Origin of the sequence: Catellatospora sp. NPDC049133, assembly GCF_040648455.1 — a bacterium.
In the GTDB taxonomy this organism is placed as follows: Bacteria; Actinomycetota; Actinomycetes; order Mycobacteriales; family Micromonosporaceae; genus Catellatospora; species Catellatospora aurea.
Map to the genome: position 1 here is coordinate 95,212 of NZ_JBEZDT010000010.1, position 19,058 is coordinate 114,269.

General features: G+C 72.1%; 15 protein-coding genes. 6 read left to right on the forward strand and 9 right to left on the reverse strand.

The window, feature by feature from the left end; all coding sequences use genetic code 11:
- Positions 1–90: 90 nt before the first annotated feature.
- Entirely contained in the window at positions 91–387 is a 297-nt protein-coding gene (locus tag AB0B35_RS13585; RefSeq protein ID WP_155372233.1) for a DUF4193 domain-containing protein, read from the reverse strand.
- A gap of 343 nt (positions 388–730) precedes the next feature.
- On the opposite strand from AB0B35_RS13585, the gene AB0B35_RS13590 reads away from it, so the two are divergent.
- The gene (locus AB0B35_RS13590) at positions 731–1,261 is read left to right on the forward strand and encodes a LytR C-terminal domain-containing protein (RefSeq protein WP_361044664.1); all 531 of its coding nucleotides are present in this window, start codon (positions 731–733) and stop codon (positions 1,259–1,261) included.
- Between the two features lie 101 nt (positions 1,262–1,362).
- Here AB0B35_RS13590 and AB0B35_RS13595 read toward each other — a convergent pair whose 3' ends face one another.
- Entirely contained in the window at positions 1,363–2,163 is an 801-nt protein-coding gene (locus AB0B35_RS13595) for an inositol monophosphatase family protein (protein ID WP_361044666.1), read from the reverse strand.
- Between the two features lie 236 nt (positions 2,164–2,399).
- On the opposite strand from AB0B35_RS13595, the gene AB0B35_RS13600 reads away from it, so the two are divergent.
- Both AB0B35_RS13600 and AB0B35_RS13605 read left to right on the forward strand, forming a co-directional pair.
- Positions 2,400–4,094 (forward strand): RNA polymerase sigma factor, encoded by a 1,695-nt coding sequence (locus tag AB0B35_RS13600; RefSeq protein WP_361044669.1) that lies wholly within the window; start codon positions 2,400–2,402, stop codon positions 4,092–4,094.
- A gap of 381 nt (positions 4,095–4,475) precedes the next feature.
- Complete coding sequence (locus AB0B35_RS13605) at positions 4,476–4,709, forward strand: hypothetical protein (RefSeq protein WP_120321755.1); 234 nt, start codon at positions 4,476–4,478, stop codon at positions 4,707–4,709.
- Positions 4,710–4,876: 167 nt separating this feature from the next.
- On the opposite strand, the gene AB0B35_RS13610 is transcribed toward AB0B35_RS13605, so the two are convergent.
- The 4 genes from AB0B35_RS13610 to AB0B35_RS13625 form a co-directional block, all read right to left on the reverse strand.
- A complete protein-coding gene (locus AB0B35_RS13610; protein WP_361044672.1) occupies positions 4,877–6,595 on the reverse strand; it encodes a DEAD/DEAH box helicase in 1,719 nt (572 codons plus the stop codon).
- 185 nt (positions 6,596–6,780) lie between these two features.
- Positions 6,781–7,422 (reverse strand): trimeric intracellular cation channel family protein, encoded by a 642-nt coding sequence (locus AB0B35_RS13615; protein ID WP_361044675.1) that lies wholly within the window; start codon positions 7,420–7,422, stop codon positions 6,781–6,783.
- Positions 7,423–7,564: 142 nt separating this feature from the next.
- The gene (locus tag AB0B35_RS13620; RefSeq protein ID WP_361044677.1) at positions 7,565–8,506 is read right to left on the reverse strand and encodes a ribokinase; all 942 of its coding nucleotides are present in this window, start codon (positions 8,504–8,506) and stop codon (positions 7,565–7,567) included.
- A 125-nt stretch (positions 8,507–8,631) separates the two neighbouring features.
- Complete coding sequence (locus tag AB0B35_RS13625) at positions 8,632–8,877, reverse strand: DUF3039 domain-containing protein (protein ID WP_155372228.1); 246 nt, start codon at positions 8,875–8,877, stop codon at positions 8,632–8,634.
- 89 nt (positions 8,878–8,966) lie between these two features.
- Here AB0B35_RS13625 and AB0B35_RS13630 point away from each other — a divergent pair, with 89 nt between their 5' ends.
- From AB0B35_RS13630 to AB0B35_RS13640, 3 genes are all read left to right on the forward strand, one after another.
- Entirely contained in the window at positions 8,967–9,890 is a 924-nt protein-coding gene (locus AB0B35_RS13630; protein WP_361044679.1) for a pseudouridine-5'-phosphate glycosidase, read from the forward strand.
- A complete protein-coding gene (locus AB0B35_RS13635) occupies positions 9,887–10,801 on the forward strand; it encodes a sugar kinase (protein WP_361044682.1) in 915 nt (304 codons plus the stop codon). The genes AB0B35_RS13630 and AB0B35_RS13635 overlap by 4 nt, the downstream gene beginning before the upstream one ends.
- A gap of 106 nt (positions 10,802–10,907) precedes the next feature.
- Positions 10,908–11,288 (forward strand): DUF3099 domain-containing protein, encoded by a 381-nt coding sequence (locus tag AB0B35_RS13640; protein WP_360529934.1) that lies wholly within the window; start codon positions 10,908–10,910, stop codon positions 11,286–11,288.
- Positions 11,289–11,507: 219 nt separating this feature from the next.
- Here the strand turns inward: AB0B35_RS13640 and AB0B35_RS13645 are convergent, their stop codons facing one another.
- The 3 genes from AB0B35_RS13645 to AB0B35_RS13655 form a co-directional block, all read right to left on the reverse strand.
- Positions 11,508–12,242: an alanyl-tRNA editing protein gene (locus AB0B35_RS13645; protein ID WP_360529937.1), complete on the reverse strand. Its 735-nt coding sequence runs from the start codon at positions 12,240–12,242 to the stop codon at positions 11,508–11,510.
- A gap of 74 nt (positions 12,243–12,316) precedes the next feature.
- On the reverse strand, positions 12,317–17,368 hold the full coding sequence (locus tag AB0B35_RS13650; protein ID WP_361044684.1) for a Pls/PosA family non-ribosomal peptide synthetase: 5,052 nt from the start codon (positions 17,366–17,368) through the stop codon (positions 12,317–12,319).
- 163 nt (positions 17,369–17,531) lie between these two features.
- Positions 17,532–18,953: a diaminobutyrate--2-oxoglutarate transaminase family protein gene (locus AB0B35_RS13655; protein WP_361044686.1), complete on the reverse strand. Its 1,422-nt coding sequence runs from the start codon at positions 18,951–18,953 to the stop codon at positions 17,532–17,534.
- Between the last annotated feature and the right edge of the window lie 105 nt (positions 18,954–19,058).

The following is a 19,058-nucleotide window of genomic DNA, read 5'->3' on the forward strand; positions in this document are numbered from 1 at the left end:
TGCGGCGTGCCTCGATCCGTGTACCCAGATGTTCTGCGCCATCTCACCCCATCGCGTCAAGCCCCGGAAGCGCCCGGCCGGCTCACGCGCTCAGGCGCACTCGCGGCAGATCGGCTCGCCGTTGCGCTCGCCTGCCAGCTGGCTGCGGTGATGCACCAGGAAGCACCGCGAGCAGCGGAACTCGTCGGCCTGCATCGGCACGACCTTCACCGTGAGCTCCTCGTCGGCGAGGTCGCCGCCGGGCAGTTCGAAGTTCTCGGCGAGGTCGGTCTCATCCACGTCCACGCTGCCCGACTGTGTGTCGACACGCCGGGCCTTCAGCTCCTCGAGGCTGTCCTCACCGAGGTCGGCCTCGTCACGGCGCGGGGCGTCGTAGTCGGTGGCCATCGATTGTCACACTCCCAATTTGTGTACTCGTCCGTCATGCGCGCGCTCGTTGTCACTCTCAACGAGCGCGGTACTTTAGCGCGCCCGTGTGGGAGTTGTACGCTCCCGCACACGAAGTTGTTCCCGATGTGACTGAGCAGACAGCGTCATGGGGCCGTCGGGTCAGGCGAGACCAAGGTAGGGGCAGCCGCCCGCCGATCACGGTCGGCGCGCCGGGAACGTACGGCCAATTCCGGCCGTCTGTCGGGTCGCGGCCCCCGGCGGGCCGGTCAACCGATAACCTCTGGCCCATGCCGTCAAAGTGGCGGCAGCGGACCTCTGGCTCACGGGGAGCGGCACCGAGATGCAACTAGCACGAATTCGGGCGATCGCCATCATCAGCACCCTGGCGATCATCGGTATCACCCTCGCCGTGATCACGCTCAATCGTGACACGCAGAGCGAGGCTCCGGTGGCCAAGAGCTGCCCCGCGGGCTGGGTGCCCGTCGACGACACGCTGCCCGACTCCGAGAGTCAGGTCAAAATCAACGTTTACAACGCCACGAACACCCCGGATCTCGCCCGCAACGTGGCCGCGGACTTCACCAACCGCAAGTTCAAGGTGGAGAAGACGGGCAACGAGAAGAAGGCCCAGCCGGACATCGTCGCGGAGCTGCGCTACGGCCCGAAGACGGTCGGCGCGGCACAGCTGCTGAAGGCCTACTTCCTCAACGACGTCGAGCCCGTGTTCGACATCAAGCGCGAGAACGACACCATCGACGTGATCATCGGCGGGCAGTTCAAGCAGCTCGCCACGCCCACCGAGATGCGCCAGGCGGTCGCCGCGCTGGGTCGGCCCGAGCTGCCCGAAGGCACCTGCGCCGAGAAGCCCTGACCTGCCGCCCTCCTCGTGAGGCGAGGCCCGGCCCCACCACGTGGAGCCGGGCCTCGCCCGTCCCGGATGGCTTTCTCGCCCGTCCCGGATGGCTTTGAGGGCTACGGGCCGCCGTCCGCGTCGAGTTCGGTGAGCAGGGCTTCCAGCGGGGCGTGCAGGGCCGGTGGGGCCGCCAGGACCATCTGACCCCCGGCGGGGCGGCCGGACAGGCCGGTGACCAGCAGGCCCGCCTCGCGGGCGATCAGGCCGCCGGCGGCCAGGTCCCACTCGGCCAGGCCCTTCTCGTAGTAGGCGTCCAGCATGCCCTCGGCGGCCGCGCACAGGTCCAGCGCCGCCGCGCCCATCCGCCGGATGTCGCGCACCTGCGGCAGCACGTGCGCGACCACCGCCGCCTGGTGCGCCCGCCGCTCCCGGGCGTACGCGAATCCCGTGCCGACCAGCGACAGGGGCAGCTCGGTGGCCGACGATCCGGTCAGCCGCCGCCCGTCCCGAAACGCCCCGTGGCCCCGTGCGGCCGTCCAGGTCTCCCCTGTCGCGGCGTTGCGCACCACCCCCGCCACGACCTCCCCGTCCACCTCCGCGGCGATCGACACGGCGTACTGGGCCAGCCCGTAGAGGTAGTTCACGGTCCCGTCGATCGGGTCGACGATCCAGCGGACCCGGCTCTCACCGGCAATTCCCGCGCCGCCGTACTCCTCGCCGAGTACCGTGTCACCCGGGCGCCGCGCCGCCAGCGCGGCGATCACCTGTTGCTCGACCGCGCGGTCCGCGGCCGTCACGACGTCCGTGGCCGTGGATTTCGTGCCGACATCGGTGATCGCCTCGTTACGCATACGGCGGGCGGTGTCGGCCGCGTCAGCGGCCACCTGTACCGCGATATCCAGCAGTTCCAGCTCGTTCACGACCGTCCTCCTCGTCACCTGGTGCCATCCTGCCAAGGCTCCGGAGCCCGCTCGCGGACCTCCTGCGGCGTGCGCGCCGAGATGATCGCCGAGTACGGCGCTACAATTCACGCCTGCGTCGTGCCGAAGGTGCGAGGCGCATCCACACATCACACTGGCTGACCCACCGCGACGCGCCATGCGACGCGGCCGAAGCCGCAGATTCTTGTTTGATACTCGCCTCCGGAAGGTCGTCCGTGACTGAAGCCCGCCAGATCAGCGCCGACGTTCGCTCGCTCACCGACATGCTGCTCGCCCAAGCCGCAGGCGCCGGCGGCCGGCTCACGCCTGCGGATGTCGCGCGCACCGTGGAGGCTGCCGACGTCACCCCCGCCCAGGCCAAGAAGATGCTTCGCGCTCTGCTCGAGGCGGGCGTGACGGTCGAGGTCGACGACTCCGCCAACGGCCGCCGCAAGGTGGCCGCCGCGCGGGCCGCGACCCCGGCGTCGAAGGCCACCACCGCGAAGGCGGCCCCGCCCGCCGCGTCGAAGGCCGCCAAGCCGGCCGCACCCAAGCAGGCCACGCCCACCGAGAGCGGCGCCGACGCGCCCGCTCCGGTCAAGCTGGCCCCGAAGGCCGCTCCGGCCAAGGCCGCCCCCGCGGCCAAGCCGGTGAAGGCCGCCGCGAAGGCCGCCCCCGCGAAGGCGGAGGACGGCGCGGAGGAGAAGGCCGCCGCCAAGGCCGCGCCCGCCAAGAAGGCCGCTGCCAAGAAGGCTGTCGAGAAGAAGACACCCGAGAAGGCCGCGCCCGCCAAGGCCGCCAAGAAGGGCGAGCCGGGCGAGGGCGACGAGCCGGACGGCGCCGACCTCTCGATCGAGGAGCTGGCCGCCGACCTCGAGGACGTCGTGGTCGACGAGCCGGTCGAGGTGGCCCAGGCCGCCGAGGCCGACGCCGCCGCCTCCGACGACTTCGAGTGGGACGCCGAGGAGTCCGAGGCGCTCAAGCAGGCCCGCAAGGACGCCGAGCTGACCGCATCGGCCGACTCCGTCCGGGCGTACCTCAAGCAGATCGGCAAGGTGCCGCTGCTCAACGCGGAGCAGGAGGTCGAGCTCGCCAAGCGCATCGAGGCCGGCCTGTACGCCGCCGAGCGGCTGCGCCAGGCCGAGGAGGAGGGCCTGCAGCTCACCCGCGACATGCAGCGGGACCTGCTGTGGGTCTCCCGGGACGGTGAGCGCGCCAAGAACCACCTGCTGGAGGCCAACCTCCGCCTGGTGGTGTCGCTGGCCAAGCGCTACACCGGCCGCGGCATGGCGTTCCTGGACCTGATCCAGGAGGGCAACCTCGGCCTCATCCGCGCCGTCGAGAAGTTCGACTACACCAAGGGCTACAAGTTCTCCACGTACGCCACCTGGTGGATCCGCCAGGCCATCACCCGCGCCATGGCCGACCAGGCCCGCACCATCCGCATCCCGGTGCACATGGTCGAAGTGATCAACAAGCTCGGCCGCATCCAGCGCGAGCTGCTCCAGGACCTGGGCCGCGAGCCCACCCCGGAGGAGCTGGCCAAGGAGATGGACATCACCCCGGAGAAGGTGCTGGAGATCCAGCAGTACGCCCGGGAGCCCATCTCGCTGGACCAGACCATCGGCGACGAGGGTGACAGCCAGCTCGGCGACTTCATCGAGGACTCCGAGGCGGTCGTGGCCGTCGACGCGGTCTCCTTCTCGCTGCTGCAGGACCAGCTCCAGCAGGTGCTGCAGACGCTGTCGGAGCGCGAGGCGGGCGTGGTGCGGCTGCGGTTCGGCCTCACCGACGGCCAGCCACGGACTTTAGACGAGATCGGCCAGGTGTACGGGGTCACGCGCGAGCGGATCCGGCAGATCGAGTCCAAGACCATGTCGAAGCTCCGGCACCCGTCGCGCTCGCAGGTCCTGCGCGACTACCTCGACTAAAGCCAGTAAGTCAAGTCGACACTCCGCGCATATCGGGCGTTTGGTATCCACCGAACGTACAGAGATACTCACCGTGCGTACATAGACGGGTAGGCGCTCTGTTTCTGTTCGACGCGCGATCGTTGACGTGGCACTCTGGTGGGACGGCACACTGTGCAGGACGGGTCATCACCCCGATAACCCGTCTGACCAGGTAGGCTCGACCGCTCGACGGCTGTGACCCCGGTCCCCCCGAGGCCCCATCCGGGAAGCCCTTCGGCACGGCCGGTGTTGGAGGCTTACATGGGCAACGAGCTGAATGACAATGGCGGGTTCGGCGCTGCTGGACTCGGCGGATCGACGATGGATATCAGCATCGGTGACGACCAGAGGAGGAAGGCGATGACCCAGACCCTCACGCCGCCGCCGGAAACGGTGGCTGCCCCAGCCGCCGATGAACGGTGCGACCGCTGTAACGCGGCGGGCAAATTGCGTGTGAAGCTGGCCGGTGGGGGCGAGCTGGTGTTCTGCGGACACCACGCCAACAAGTACGCCGACGACCTTGTCAAGATTGCCGTGGAAGTGGCGGCCGACCCCGAGTTCACCTGGCGGGGCGCCGACATGATGGCCAAGTAACACCACAGGCTTGACCCGAAGGGGGCACCGCACCAGCGGTGCCCCCTTCGGCGTGTTCCGTGCGAGCGATCATGGCCGCGCCCCGGCGGCGCGACGGGGCCTGCAGGGCCGACGGGGCCGACGGCGCGGCCCACGTCGGCGGCCGGACGCGAGCACGCGGATTCGGGTCAGAAGGACTGGATCGTCGCGATGCGTTCTTCGAGCTGTTCGATGGTGGCCTGGGCGCTGGGGGGGCCGCCGCACTTGGAGCGCAGTTCGGCGTGGATCTTGCCGTGGGGCAGGTTGGTGCGGTGGTGGTGGGCGGCCACCAGGGCGTTGAGCTGGCGGCGCAGGTGGATGCGGCGCTCGGTGGCGGACATGTCGCGGGCCACCGGCTCGCGCTGGGCGGGGGTCTGCTCGGCCCGGTTGCGGCGTACGGCGGCCGCCTGCTCCGCCTGGCGCTTGCTCAGCAGGGCGGCCACCTGGTCGGCGCTGAGCAGGCCGGGCAGCCCCAGGAAGTCCTCCTCCTCGGGCGTGCCGGCCTGGGCGGGCAGCCCGAAGGTGGCGCCGTCGAAGATCACCTGGTCGAGCTCGGCGGTGGCGGACAGCGCCTCGAACGACTTGGTCAGCTCTCCGCTGGCGTCCTCCGCCTTCTGCGCGCGCTCCAGCAGCTCGTCGTCCAGGCCGTCCTTGGCCTTGGGACCGCCGAGCACGTGATCGCGCTCCAGCTCCATCTCGCTGGCCAGCCCGAGCAGCGTCGGCACGCTGGGCACGAAGACGCTCGCCGTCTCCCCGGGGCGGCGGGCACGCACGAAGCGGCCGATCGCCTGGGCGAAGTACAGCGGCGTGGAGGCGCTGGTGGCGTACACGCCGACGGCCAGGCGCGGGATGTCGACGCCTTCGGACACCATGCGCACCGCGACCATCCAGCGCTGCTGGGAGGCGCTGAATTCAGCGATCTTGGCCGACGCCCCGGTGTCGTCGGAGAGCACCACCACGGCCTTCTCGCCGGAGATCGTCTCGATCAGCTTGGCGTACGCGCGGGCGGTCTGCTGGTCCGAGGCGATGATCAGGCCCCCGGCGTCCGGGATGCCCCCGGAGCGCAGCACCTGCAGCCGCGCGTCGGCGGCCCGCAGCACCTGCGGCATCCAGTCGCCCTTGGGGTCCAGCGCGGTGCGCCAGGCGTGCGCGATCAGGTCCTGGGTGAGCGGCTCGCCGAGGCGCACCGCGAGCTCGTCGCCGGCGCTGGTGCGCCAGCGGGTCTCGCCCGAGTAGGCGAGGAAGATCACAGGCCGGACGACGCCGTCGGCGAGCGCGTCGGCGTAGCCGTACACCGAGTCCGCCCGCGAGCGCTGCACCTCGCCGACCCGCTCGTACGTGACGAACGGGATCGGGTTCTCGTCGGACCGGAACGGCGTCCCGGTCAGCATCAGCCGCCGCACGGCGGGCTCGAACGCCGCCTTCACGCCGTCGCCCCAGCTGCGCGAGTCGCCCGCGTGGTGGATCTCGTCCAGGATGACCAGCGTCTTGCGGGTCAGGGTGCGCCGCAGGTGCACCTGCGGTGCCATGCCGACCTGCGCGTACGTCACCACCGCACCGTGGAAGTCGGAGCTGGTGTGCAGGTCGGCGTTGCGGAACATGGCGTCGAGCTGGATGCCCACCCTGGCCGCCGCCTGCGCCCACTGGAGCTTCAGGTGCTCGGTCGGGGCGACCACGGTGACCGCGTCCACGCTGCCGTCGGCCAGCAGCTCGGCCGCGATGCGCAGGGCGAACGTGGTCTTGCCCGCGCCGGGCGTGGCGACCGCCAGGAAGTCGGGTGAGCGCCGGCGGATGTATTCGACCAGTGCCTTGCGCTGCCAGGCGCGCAGCGCCGGGAACGACTCGGGGACGGGGCGGGCCAGCGCCACGCGGCAGCCTCCTGCTCAGACGGGGGATCGCACGAAAGAGCCCTCGGGTCGGCCACTACCGGAGGGAGGCCGGCCGGACCTCGAAGGCGGGCCCTGAGTCTATCGGCTCGTCAGGACAGGTCCGCGCGACTGTCGGCCCGAATGTGGTGAGTCGCTTTGCACACCACCCGATCCGGCGGCCGCGGTCAGCCGGAATCCGTGGTCGCACCGCCGCCCAGGCGCGGCCGCGGCGCCGACCAGTGGCGGTAGAGGGCCGTGATACGCACCACGAAGACGAGCAGCGCCGCGCCGGTGAAGGTGAGCACGCTTCCCCAGCCGAACCGGACCAGGGACGCCACCGCGATCGCGCCGAGCAGCGAGGCGACCGCGTAGATCTCCCGGCGCAGCACCACCGGGATCTCGTTGAGCAGCAGGTCGCGGACCAGTCCCCCGCCGATGCCGGTCAGCATGCCCAGCAGGCACGAGCCGACGGCCGGCACCCCGGCGTCGAGCGCCTTGAGCGTGCTGGTGACCGTGAACAGCCCCAGCCCTGCCGCGTCCAGGCCGAGCACGGTACGCCGCAGCCGGTCCAGGTGCGGGTGCAGCCAGAACACGGCCAGCGAGGCGACGACCGCGGTGGCCGGATAGCGCCAGTCGGCGAACGCCAGCGGCGGCACCTGGTTGATCACCAGGTCGCGCAGGATGCCGCCACCCAGCGCGGCCACGAAACCCACGAACACGACGCCGAACAGGTCGAGCCGTTTGCCGACCGCGGCGGAGCCGCCCGAGGCGGCGAAGACGGCGACCCCGGTGAGGTCCCCGACGAGCAGGGCCGACGAACTGTCCACCGGCGCAGGCTACGACGCGGTGTGCCGTACCCCCGCGCCGCCTCGCCGCCGACCACCCACCGGAACCGGCCCCGCAGCCCGGTGGCTCACGATCCCCCAAGCGGGCCACGGCACCGTGCCGGGGCGGCGGCAACCGGCCGGATCAGTTCTGGGGCTGGTAGGCGCGCTCGTAGAGGGCGTCGATGTCGGCCTGCAGCGGCAGGGACGAGGACGCGCCCCAGTGCTGGGCGCAGGCCGCGCCCGCCGCGCAGGCCCAGCGCAGCGCTTCCTCGACCGGCCTGCCCTGCGCCCAGGCCACCGCGAACGCGCCGGTGAAGGCATCCCCGGCGGCGGTGGTGTCCACCGCGGCGACGGGCGGCGCGCCGACCTCCAGCCGCGTCCCGTCGCGGTCGGCGTACGCGGCCCCGGCCGCGCCGAGGGTCAGCACCACCCGCGGCACCGAGGCCAGCAGGTTCGCCATCAGCTCGGGCACGTTGTCGGCCCGGGACGGGTCGCGGCCGCCGTCGAGCCCGGCCAGCGCGGCGGCCTCGGTCTGGTTCACCACCAGCACGTCCACCAGGGCCAGCAGCTCGCCCGGCAGGGCGCGGGCGGGGGCGGCGTTGAGCACGAAGACCGTCCGGCCCGCACGGGCGGCCACCGCTGCCTGGGTGACCGTCTCCAGCGGGATCTCCAGCTGGCAGAGCAGCACGTCACAGCTCTCGATCAGCTCACGGTCGACCGCGTCCAGCTCGGTGAGCAATGCGTTCGCTCCGGGCGCGACGACGATGAGGTTCTCCGCGGCGGCGTCGACGGCGATCAGCGCCACGCCGGAGGGCCCGGCCACCCGGCGCAGCCCGTCCAGTTCCACGCCCGCCGCGGCCAGACAGCCCTTGAGCTCGTCACCGAAGGCGTCCAGTCCGACCGCGCCCAGGAAATGGCACCGGGCTCCGGCCCGCGCGGCGGCGACCGCCTGGTTGGCGCCCTTACCACCGGGAACAGTCGAGAATCCGTCGCCGAGCACGGTCTCGCCGGGGCGCGGCAGGGTGGGAGTCGCCACCACCAGGTCCATGTTCGCGCTGCCCACGACGACCACGCTCGCGGTCATACCCGCTCCTCGCTGCGCCCGCGGGCGCTACGACCTGACGGAGCCCGCAACGCGGGCTCCTGGCGGCGCGCCGAGACCCCCGTGCCGCACGGCCCACCCGGCCGTCCGTCGGCGCGCGAGCCGGATCATTCGGAGAGGTTCTCGTAGATCTCTTTGCACTCCGGGCACACCGGAAAGCGGTTCGGGTCTCTGGTGGGCACCCAGACCTTGCCGCACAGGGCGCGCACCGGCGTTCCCTCGATCATGGCTTCGAGCAGTTTGTCCTTGGGCGCATAGTGCGACAAACGCTCGTGGTCGCCCTCATCTAGGCGATAGTCCGTCGCAACGCGCTCATCAAGGATGGTGCTGGGGTTCGTCACTGGTGTGGTCACCCGAACATTGTCTCAGGTCACCGGCTGGCAGCCCAGCCTGATATCACGCCACGCTGGCAGGAGCCCGTCGCCAGGCAACCCGTAAGCTCATGATCGTGACTGGTGTGAGCATTCAGCTGGGTGACGAGGTCAAGGCGGCGCTGGCCGCCGGGCAGCCGGTGGTGGCGCTGGAGAGCACGATCGTCTCGCACGGCCTGCCGCGACCGGACAACCTGCGCGTCGCCCGCGAGATCGAGCAGGTGGTACGCGACAACGGCGCGGTCCCGGCGACGATCGGCATGGTCGGCGGCCGGCTGGTGGCGGGGCTCGACGACGAGGCGCTCACCCGGCTGGCCACGGGCGAGAACGTGGCGAAGCTCTCGGTGCGCGACCTGGCCATCGCGGCCGCGCTCGGCGCCGACGGCGCGACCACGGTCGCCAGCACCTCGGCGATCGCCGCCGCGGCCGGGATCGGCGTGTTCGCGACGGGCGGCCTGGGCGGGGTGCACCGCGAGGCCGCGCAGACCTTCGACGAGTCCGCCGACCTGTGGACGCTCGCGCAGACCCCGATCGTGGTGGTCTGCGCCGGGGTGAAGTCGATCCTCGACGTGGGCGCGACCCTGGAGCGGCTGGAGACGCTCGGCGTCGGGGTGGCCGGCTACCGCACGGACCGCTTCCCGGGCTTCTTCATCCGGGACAGCGGGTTCGGCGTGGACTGGCGGCTGGACTCCCCCGAGCAGATCGCGGCGGCCATGCGCGCGCAGCGCGACCAGGGCGTGCACCGCGGCGCGCTGGTGGTGGCCAACCCGCTGCCCGAGGACGAGCAGCTCGACCGCGAGCTGCACGACCGCACCCTGGCCGAGGGCCTGGCGATCGTGGAACGCGACGGGGTGACCGGCAAGCGCGTCACGCCGGTGCTGCTGTCGCACTTCCACGCCGCGACGCGGGGGCAGAGCCTGGCGGTCAACGTACGCATCATCCTGCGCAACGCGGCGCTGGCCGCGCAGATCGCCGTCGCGGCCGGGCAGCAGTGATCCTCTCCGTCGGAGACCTGGTCACCGACGTGCTGGCGGTGCTGCGGGCGCCGCTGGCACAGGGCTCGGACACCCCGGCGACGGTGCACGTCGCCGGGGGCGGCCAGGCCGCGAACACCGCCGCGTGGCTGGCCGCGCTGGGCGCGCCGGTGACCTTCGTGGGCGCGGTCGGCGACGACCAGGCCGGTCGCGACCGGCTGGCCGAGCTGCACCAGGCGGGCGTACGCACCCAGGTGAGCGTGCGCCCCGGGGCGAGCACCGGCAGCATCGTGGTGCTGACGCACGGCGGTGAGCGCACCATGATCAGCGATCGGGGCGCGAACCTGCTGCTGGCCTCCGCCGACGTGGACGCCGCCATCGCTCAGGGCGCGTCGCTGCTGCACCTGTCCGGATACACCCTGCTGGACCAGCCGTCCCGCCCGTCCGGGCGCTACGCGCTCGCCTCGGCCCGCGCGGCGGGGCTGCGCACCTGTGTCGACGCCGCCTCGGCCGCGCCGCTGTACGCGGTCACCACCGAGCTGATCGAGGACGGGGTGACCGGGCACCCGTTCCTGGACTGGGTGCGCGGGGTGGACCTGCTGCTGGCCAACGCCGACGAGGCGACCGCGCTGGCCGGCCCCGGAGACCCGGCGGACCAGGCGCTGCGGATGTCGTACGCGATCGGCGGCGACGTGGTCGTGAAGCTCGGCGCGCACGGAGCGCTGTGGGCCGGTCCGGCCGGCGTGGTGCACGTCATGGGCGACCCGGTGCCGATCGTGGACGCCACCGGCGCGGGCGACGCCTTCGCCGCGGGCCTGCTGGCCGCCTGGTCAGCCGGGGCCGGGCCGCACGACGCCCTGCTCGCGGGCTGCCGCCTGGGCGCTCGCGCGGTCGGCATCGTCGGGGCCCGCCCGCCCCTGCCGTCGGCCTGACCCGTGGCGTCCGGCACGGTCCGCGGCCCGCTGTCGGCATGCCGATCGGAGGGGAGCAGGATGGAAGGGTTCCCCGGCTATCAGGAGGCATCGTGCGGGAGGCATCGTGAAAAGGCAGGCGGACCGCCCGGCGCTGATCACCGATGCGGCGGAGAGCCCGGAGGTCGAGCTACGTCGCCGCGAGCGGCGCTACATCTTCATGATGCTGCTGCGCGCGGGCTGCCTGATCCTGGGCTCGGTGCTGGCCATGCTGCAGGTGCCGCTGCTGTGGCTGTGGCTGCCGCTGTGCGGCCTGGGCATGGTGCTGCTGCCCTGGCTGGCCGTGATCCTGGCGAACGACCGCCCGCCCAAGGACGAGCACCGCTTCAAGCGCTACCGCCACCAGACGGTCCCGGCGAACGCCCTGCCCGCCCAGGCCGCCGGCCCCGTCTACGAGGGCACCGTCGAAGACGCCCCGCCTCCGGCCGACCCCGGCCGCCCCGCCTGACCCGCCCACACCACTCGCCCGCCCAAACACCCGCCCGCCCACGCGCCTCGCGCGGCCGTCCGCCGCCGGCCCGCTGGCCCGCCGGCCCGCCCGCCATGATCGCTCGACTTGCCAGGCACCTGGGCGAAAGCGCGTTCAAGGTACGCACAGGTGCCCGGCAAGTCGGACGATCATGAGCGGCGCGCGGTGCGCAGCGCGGCCGCGCGAAGGCCGGCGCGGTCAGACCAGGCGGACGCGGACGCGGCGGTTGGCCTTGCCCTTGGACTCGACCTTGACGACCTGGAGTTTGCCGATCTGGGCGGTCGAGGCGACGTGGGTGCCGCCGTCGGCCTGCACGTCCAGGCCGACGATGTCGACGATGCGGATCTCCTGCTCGTCGGCGGGGATCAGGTTGGACTGGGTGCGGATGATGTCGGGCAGGGCCAGCGCCTCGTCCCGGCCGAGCACCTTGGTCACCACCTGGCGGTCCGCGCCGACCTCGGTGTTGACCAGCTCCTCCAGCCGCGCCTTGAAGTCGGCGGGCACCTCGGGCAGGTTGAAGTCCATCCGGGCCTCGCCCGGCTCCATGTTGCCGCCGGTGACCAGCGCGCCGAAGTCGCGGAACACCACCCCGCACAGCACGTGCAGCCCGGAGTGGGTACGCATGAGCAGGGTGCGCCGGGTGTCCTCGACCGCTCCCGCGACCTGCGTGCCGACCGGCGGAACCGGGTCCCCCTCGGCCGGGATCAGCCACAGGTCGTCGCCCTTGCGGGTGCCGGTGATCCGGGTCTGCACGCCCTGCCAGAGCAGCACGCCGTGGTCCGGCGGCTGGCCGCCGCCGCCCGGGTAGAAGGCCGAGCGGTCCAGCACGATGCCCTGTTCGGCATCGGCGGCCAGCACGGTGCAGGTCCAGTCGCGCAGGGTCGGATCGGCGAGGTCGAGGCGCTCGGTGCGCCCGTGGTGTGTGACGCCCATGACCCCGCAGTCTAGGCGTCACCGGTCGGCGCCTGTGCGGCGACGCGACCGGTGACGCCCGTGCCCGCGCAGGATCAGGCGCCCCCGCCGGATGCGCTGTTCGGCGACGCCACGGTGCGGGCGGTGACCCGGCCACCGGCCAGGATCTGCATCATCACGTCCTGGCCCGCGGCGGAGCGGGTGGCGGGGCGCGGGGCGCGGCCGACCGACTTGGCGACCGCGGGACGTACGCCCCGCCCGGCCGGTCTGCGCCCGCGCCGGCCGGTGGGCCGCCGCCGCACCGCGACGGTCACCCAGTGCTGCTCGGCGGCGCTGCCCCACTGCTCCTGGTGGAACCAGTAGCGCTGGCGGCCGTTCGGCGCGGAGCCGACCACCTGCAGCGGTTCCAGCAGCGTGTCCAGCTGCTCGAAGCGGACCTCGCCGTCGTCGCCGGCGCAGCGGGTGAAGGCCTCCTTCAGCGTCCACATCCGCAGCAGCTGCTCCCCCTGGTCGTCGGCCTCCATCAGGCGGGCGTGCTCCGCGGCGGACAGCACCGTCCAGGGCAGCGACGCGCCCTCCCGGCCCGCCGGTTCAAGATCCACCCCGATGTCGTACGCGTCGGAGACCGCCACCGCGATCGCCGAGTCGGTCAGCGAGACGCTCACGTCGATGCCGGACAGCGGCCCGGACACGGTCAGCTTGCCGAATCCGCCGTAGTGCAGGCTCCAGTTGCGCGGCGCGACCTCACCGTGCCACTCGATCGACAGGATCATGCGGACCAGCGCCCGGGTGACGACGAAGGAGCTGCGGCGCTCGTCCGAGCGCATGCTCGCGGCCTCGGCCCGCTCGTCCGCGCTGAGGAACTGGGCCAGGTCCTTCTCCCGCCGCCGGCACGCGGCCAGCGCGAACAGGGAGACCGCCACGCCCGCCGGACGCCGCCGCCGCGGCGAGGGCGTCGCCCGCAGCTCGGTGAGCAGGGCGCGGGCCGCCGCCCGGGAGCCGGCCCGGGGGCCGGACACGCAGGGCGCGGGCCTGGTCCGGCGCGGCGCGGCGGGCAGCGGCTCGCACACCTGCCGGGCCGGGTTGCCGGTCCAGTCCTCGCCGTCGGGGATCTGCTCGCCCTTCATCAGGAAGGCGTGCGCGCCGAGCACCGCGTTCTCGCCGACGGTGACGCCGTAGTGCACGAACGCCTTGACGCCCAGCGTCGCGCCGGAGCCGATGACGGTCGGCTCGGACCGGAACATGCCGTCCTCCTGGGAGTGGCACTGGATCACCACGCCCGCGTTGAGGCAGGCGTCGTCGCCGACGGTCATCATGGTCCGCTCGGACATGTACGCGCCGTCGTCGTACACCCGCTTGCCCATCCGCACGCCCAGCAGCCGCCAGATCAGCGGGCGGAACGGGGTGCCCGCGAACGGGACCGGCGCCTCCAGCTTCCACAGCCGCTCGTGCCACCAGTAGTACGGGTCGTAGATGGAGCAGCGCCGCGGGCGCAGCCGCCGGAACCCGCCGACCAGCCGCTCCACCAGCACGCTGTAGCAGAGCTGGAAGGCCAGCATGACCACGCCCGCGGCGGGGATGACCAGCACGCTCCACTCGGAGTACATGTCCAGCGCGGCGGCGAGCACGACCAGGCCGACCGCACCCGAGATCCACATCACGAACAGGAACAGGGCCATCGAGCGCAGGTTGTAGTGGTTCTTCAGGGTCAACTGCCGCCGCAGCGCGTCCCCCGTGGGCGCCTCGCACCCGGCCTCTCGGGTGACGACCCGCGCGATCGGGAACGACGGCGAGCCGAGCAGGCCGGTGTCGTGGCGGATCGGGCCGTCGGTGGGCACCGTGGCCTTGGTCGCGTAGAGGACGTTCTGGCCGACGGCGTGGCCCGCCGGGAAGGTGACGTCGTTGCCGACGAAGGAGCGGGCGCCGACGACGACCCGCGACATCATGAACGAGGTCGTCGAGTAGTCGGCGTTCACCATGGACAGGCCGTCGGACACCATCGTGCCGGTGCCGATGGTGCACAGGAACGGCGTGTCGAAGCGGAACTCGATGCCGAAGTTGGACCCGGTCTGCACGACCTGCTGCAGGTCGACGCCGATCCAGCGCAGGTAGTTGACGACGTACGAACTGTCGCCGAACAGGCGCATGAACAGCGCGGAATTGGTCATCCCGGAGATCGTCGAGGCGAGCCAGTACCGGAAGCTGTAGAGCGGGTAGACGGTGTCGGGCTTCCACAGCAGGTTGAGCAGCCGCGGGATGACCACGATGGAGGCCAGGCCGAGCAGCAGCCCGACCACGAAGAGCACCGCCGAGGCCAGCACGAGGTCCAGGTAGATCATGCTGCTGATCGAGAACGACTTGCCGTCGACCAGGCCCTTCAGCAGCGGCACCTGGGTGACCAGCGCGACCAGCGCGCCGAAGAACAGCGGGCCGCGGGTGAGCACCTGGTTGGCGATCTTCACGCCGCTGTAGACGGTCTTGCGCAGCCAGCCGCAGCTGCGCGCGGGCACCGGCGGCAGGCCGGGGTGGCCCGGCTGGGCCGGCATGCCCTGCCAGCTCTCGCCGGCCGGCACCGTGTATCCCGGCGGCAGCGTCGAGGAGTGCCCGAGCCGCGCGCCGTCGCCGATGGTCGAGTTGATGTCCAGCGCGGTGTGCTCGCCGACGATCACGTCGCTGCCGATGGTGATCCGGCCGGTCTGGATGTAGCCGGACTGGGCGCGGTAGCCCATGAAGTAGCAGTCCTTGCGGATGACCGTGTTGTCGCCGATCGTCAGCAGGTCGGTGCAGATCGGCATGACCGGCGACAGGATCACCACGTTGCGGCCGATCTTCGCGCCGAGCAGGCGCAGGTACCACGGGTAGAGCGGCGTGCCGTAGAACATCAGCAGGCGGCTGGCGCCCATGCACATGCGCACGTACCAGAAGCGCAGGTAGGTCAGCCCCCACAGGGGGATCTCCTGTTCCTTCCACCGCCCGATGAGCAGCCATTTCACGGCGATCGGATAGATGGTCAGGATCAGGAAGCCGACGATGCTGAAGGCCGCCGAGCGCAGGTACAGGTCGAGGTAGCCGTTCGCGGCGGCCATGAAGCGGAACGCGAAGATCAGCAGGTAGCCGGCCATCACCGCGCTGCCCAGCCCCATCAGCAGCTGCACCAGGCCGCAGGCCCAGTACTGGAGCGAGCTCGCCCGGCGGGTCTGGCGCGCCGGGACCGGCGCGGTGCGCGGCCGCGCGTTCTCGGCGGCGGCGACCGGGGCGACGGCGGCGGCCAGTGCCCGCACGGTGGGGTACACGTACACGTCACGCATGGACACCGAGGGCAGGTCGCCGCGCTGCCGCACCTTGGCGCAGAAGCGCGCCATGAGCAGCGAGTCCGCGCCCACCTCCTCGAAGAAGTGGCTCTCCACGCCGACTCGGTCCACCCGCACCACCTCGGCCAGCACCTCGGCGTACCCCTGCTCGACCGGGGTGGCGGGAGCGGCGGCGTCGGTGGGCGGGGCGGCCAGTCTGCGGTTGCCCGGCGGCGGCAGGCTCTTGCGGTCGGCCTTGTCGCTGGGCAGCATCGGGATCGCGTCGAGCTGCTCCAGGTACGACGGGATCATGTACCCCGGCAGCCGTTCCCGCAGCCAGGCGTAGATCTGCTGGCGGTCCAGCGCGACGGTGTCCTTGCGCAGGCTGTAGTAGCCGACCAGCTCGGTCACGCCCGGCTCGGGGCGGTGCGTGTCCACCACGGCCTGAGCCACGCCCGGCACCTGCAGCAGCACCGACTCGATCTCGGTCAGCTCGATGCGGTACCCGCGGATCTTCACCTGGGTGTCGATGCGCCCCAGGTATTCGATCTCACCGGCCTCGTTGACCCGGCCCAGGTCCCCGGTGCGGTAGATGCGCCCGGAGGGGTTGTTCTTGAGCTTCAGGAAGTCGGGGATGAAGGCGCGCTCGGTCAGGTCGTCGCGGTTGACGTAGCCGACGGCCAGGCCGACGCCCGCGATGCCGATCTCGCCCAGCTCGCCCGGGGGCAGGGCGCGGGGCGCGTCGGGGTCGAGGATGACGGTGGCGTACGTCGGCAGCGGCAGGCCCAGCGTGATCGGCTTGTCCGGGTGCACCGGCGTCCAGGTCGCGGTGACGGTCGCCTCGGTGGGCCCGTACACGTTGAGGAAGCGGCGGTTCGGCCGATGCCAGCGGGAGACCAGGTCCTGCGGGCAGGCCTCGCCGGAGACCAGCAGGAAGCGCAGGTCGGGCAGGTCCTCGTCGAGCGTGGCCAGCAGCGTCGGCACACAGCACATCGCGGTGACGCCGCGCGCGGTGAGGAACTCCCACAGGTCCCGGCCGAGCAGGCTGGCCCCGCCGGGTTTGGGCACCAGGGTCGCGCCGACCATCCAGGACACCCAGATCTCCTCGACCGAGAAGTCGAAGGCGATGGTCATGCCCTGGTACATCCGGTCCTCCGGGCGCACCCCGTACAGCTCGGCGGCGACCCGGACGAAGTTGACGATGGCAGCGTGCTCGACGGCGACGCCCTTGGGCCGGCCGGTGGAGCCGGACGTGTAGATGATGTACGCCAGCTCGTCGGCGGGCTCGCCGCGCTCGTCGCTGGTCAACCGGTCGTCGGCGGCGGCCGCCAGCTCGGCGGTGATCTCGTCCAGGCAGAGCACCTCGGCCTCGGCGACCTCGGCCAGGTGCTCGCGCAGATGCGACACCGACAGCACCAGCCGCGCCCCGGAGTCGCCGACGATGTAGGCCAGCCGGTCGGCGGGGAATCCGGTGTCCAGCGGCACGTACGCGGCGTGGATCTTCCCGATGGCGAGCATGCCGACGTACGACTGCACGGGCTGGTCGAACAGCAGCGCGACCCGGTCGCCGGGCCGGGCCCCGCGGCTGATCAGGTGCCTGGCCAGCCGGTTGGCGCGCGCGTCGAGCTCGTCGTAGGTGAGCGCCTCCTCGCCGGTGTCCACGGCGAGCTGCTCGCCCCGGCCGTACCGGCGCAGCCGGTCGCACTGCTGCTCGAACAGCTGCGGCAACCGCTCGCCCGGCCGCCAGCGCGGCTCGTGTTCGTAGCCCGGGCAGGTCAGCACGAGACCTCCGTTGCGACCGGGTTCGACGTCAGGGAACTCAGGAAGATCATTGACATCGAGGACGCGTGTGCTCATGGGCTTCTCCCTCCGCGGACGACTAGGACGGCTGAGCGGAACGGGCCGGCCCGGGTGAGGCGGGGGCCGCGTTCGGCGAGGCGGTCGCCTGCCCGGCACGCCGCGCGGGGCGGCGCGCCGGACAGACCGCTTTCAGGCGGGGGCGCTTGGCGGCGCCCGCCGCTCAGCCCATGCCGTCCGCTCCGGTGCGTGCGGTCGTCGGCTCGTCGGCCTCGGCGCCGGGGCGGCACGACTCCTCGATGGCGTCGATGACGATGCCGCACGCGGTGTCGATGACCTCGGCGGTCACGTTCAGCGGCGGCAGGATACGGATCACGCAGTCGTCCCGGCCGCCGAGTTCGACGATCAGGCCGCGGCGCAGCGCCCGAGCCTGCACCTGGCGGGCCAGCTGCCCGGCCGAGCGCCCGTCGCCCGGGTCGGCAAGCTCGACGCCCCACATCAGGCCCCGGCCGCGCACCTCGCGCACCACCGGGTGGGCCCGCAGCTCGCCGAGCCGGTCGGCCACCTGCGCCCCGCGCTCGCGGACGTTGGCCAGGATCTCGTCGCGGTGCAGGATCCGGACCGCCTCCGCCCCCGCGGCGAAGGCGAGCTGGTTGCCCCGGAAGGTGCCGGTATGCGCGCCGGGCTGCCACACGTCGAGCCGCTCGTCGTACATGATCAGCGCGACGGGTGTGCCGATGCCGGACAGCGCCTTCGACGCGACGATCACGTCGGGCTCGATGTCGTACTGCTCGAACGCGAACCAGGTGCCGGTGCGGCCGCAGCCGGTCTGCACCTCGTCGACGATGAGCGGGATGTCCAGCGAGCGGGTCAGCGCCCGCACCCGCCGGACGAAGTCCCGGGTGGCCGGGATGACCCCGCCCTCGCCCTGCACCAGCTCCAGGATCACCGCGGCCGGCCGGGCGACGCCGCCGTTGGGGTCGAGCAGCGACTTCTCCAGCAGCCCGGCGCAGTTGGTCTCGCAGCTGTCGGGCCGCAGTCCCAGCGGGCAGCGGGCGCAGTACGAGTACGGGTAGAAGTGCACGCCGGGCACGCCGTTGGCGATCGGGCGCTTCTGCGAGACCAGCCCGGAGGCGGCCATCGCGGCGTGGCTGCACCCGTGGTAGCCGCCCTGGAACGAGACGATGTCGCCGCGGCCGGTGGCCGTCTTGCAGAGCTTGATCGCGGCCTCGACGGCGTTGGCGCCGGTCGGTCCGCAGAAGTGCACGCGCATGCGTTCGCGCAGGCCAGGGGCCAGCATGGACAGCTGCGCCTCGACGAACGCGTCCTTGGCGGGGGTCGGGAAGTCCAGCGCGTGGGTCAGCCGGCCCAGCTGCGACGTGACGACGCGGACCAGCTCGGGGTGGTTGTGGCCGAGCGACAGCACGCCCGCGCCGGTGAGGAAGTCGATGAACACATTGCCGTCGACATCGCGTACGAAGCTGCCGGAACCCTCGGCGATGGCGATGGGGATGTTGCGGGGATAGGTGCGCGCGTTGGACTCGCGGCGCTGCTGGCGCTCCAGCAGTTCGGCCGAACGGGGTCCGGGCAGGTCGCAGTGGACGGACGGCCCGGTCAATGCGTCAGGCTCGCTGAGCATCGTCATTGGTTCTCCTCAGGCAGGACACGGTGGCGCCGGGAGGCTCCACCTGGGCGAGCGGCCCTCGAACTCCGCCCGGAAGGTGGAGGACGACGCCATAACGATTACCAA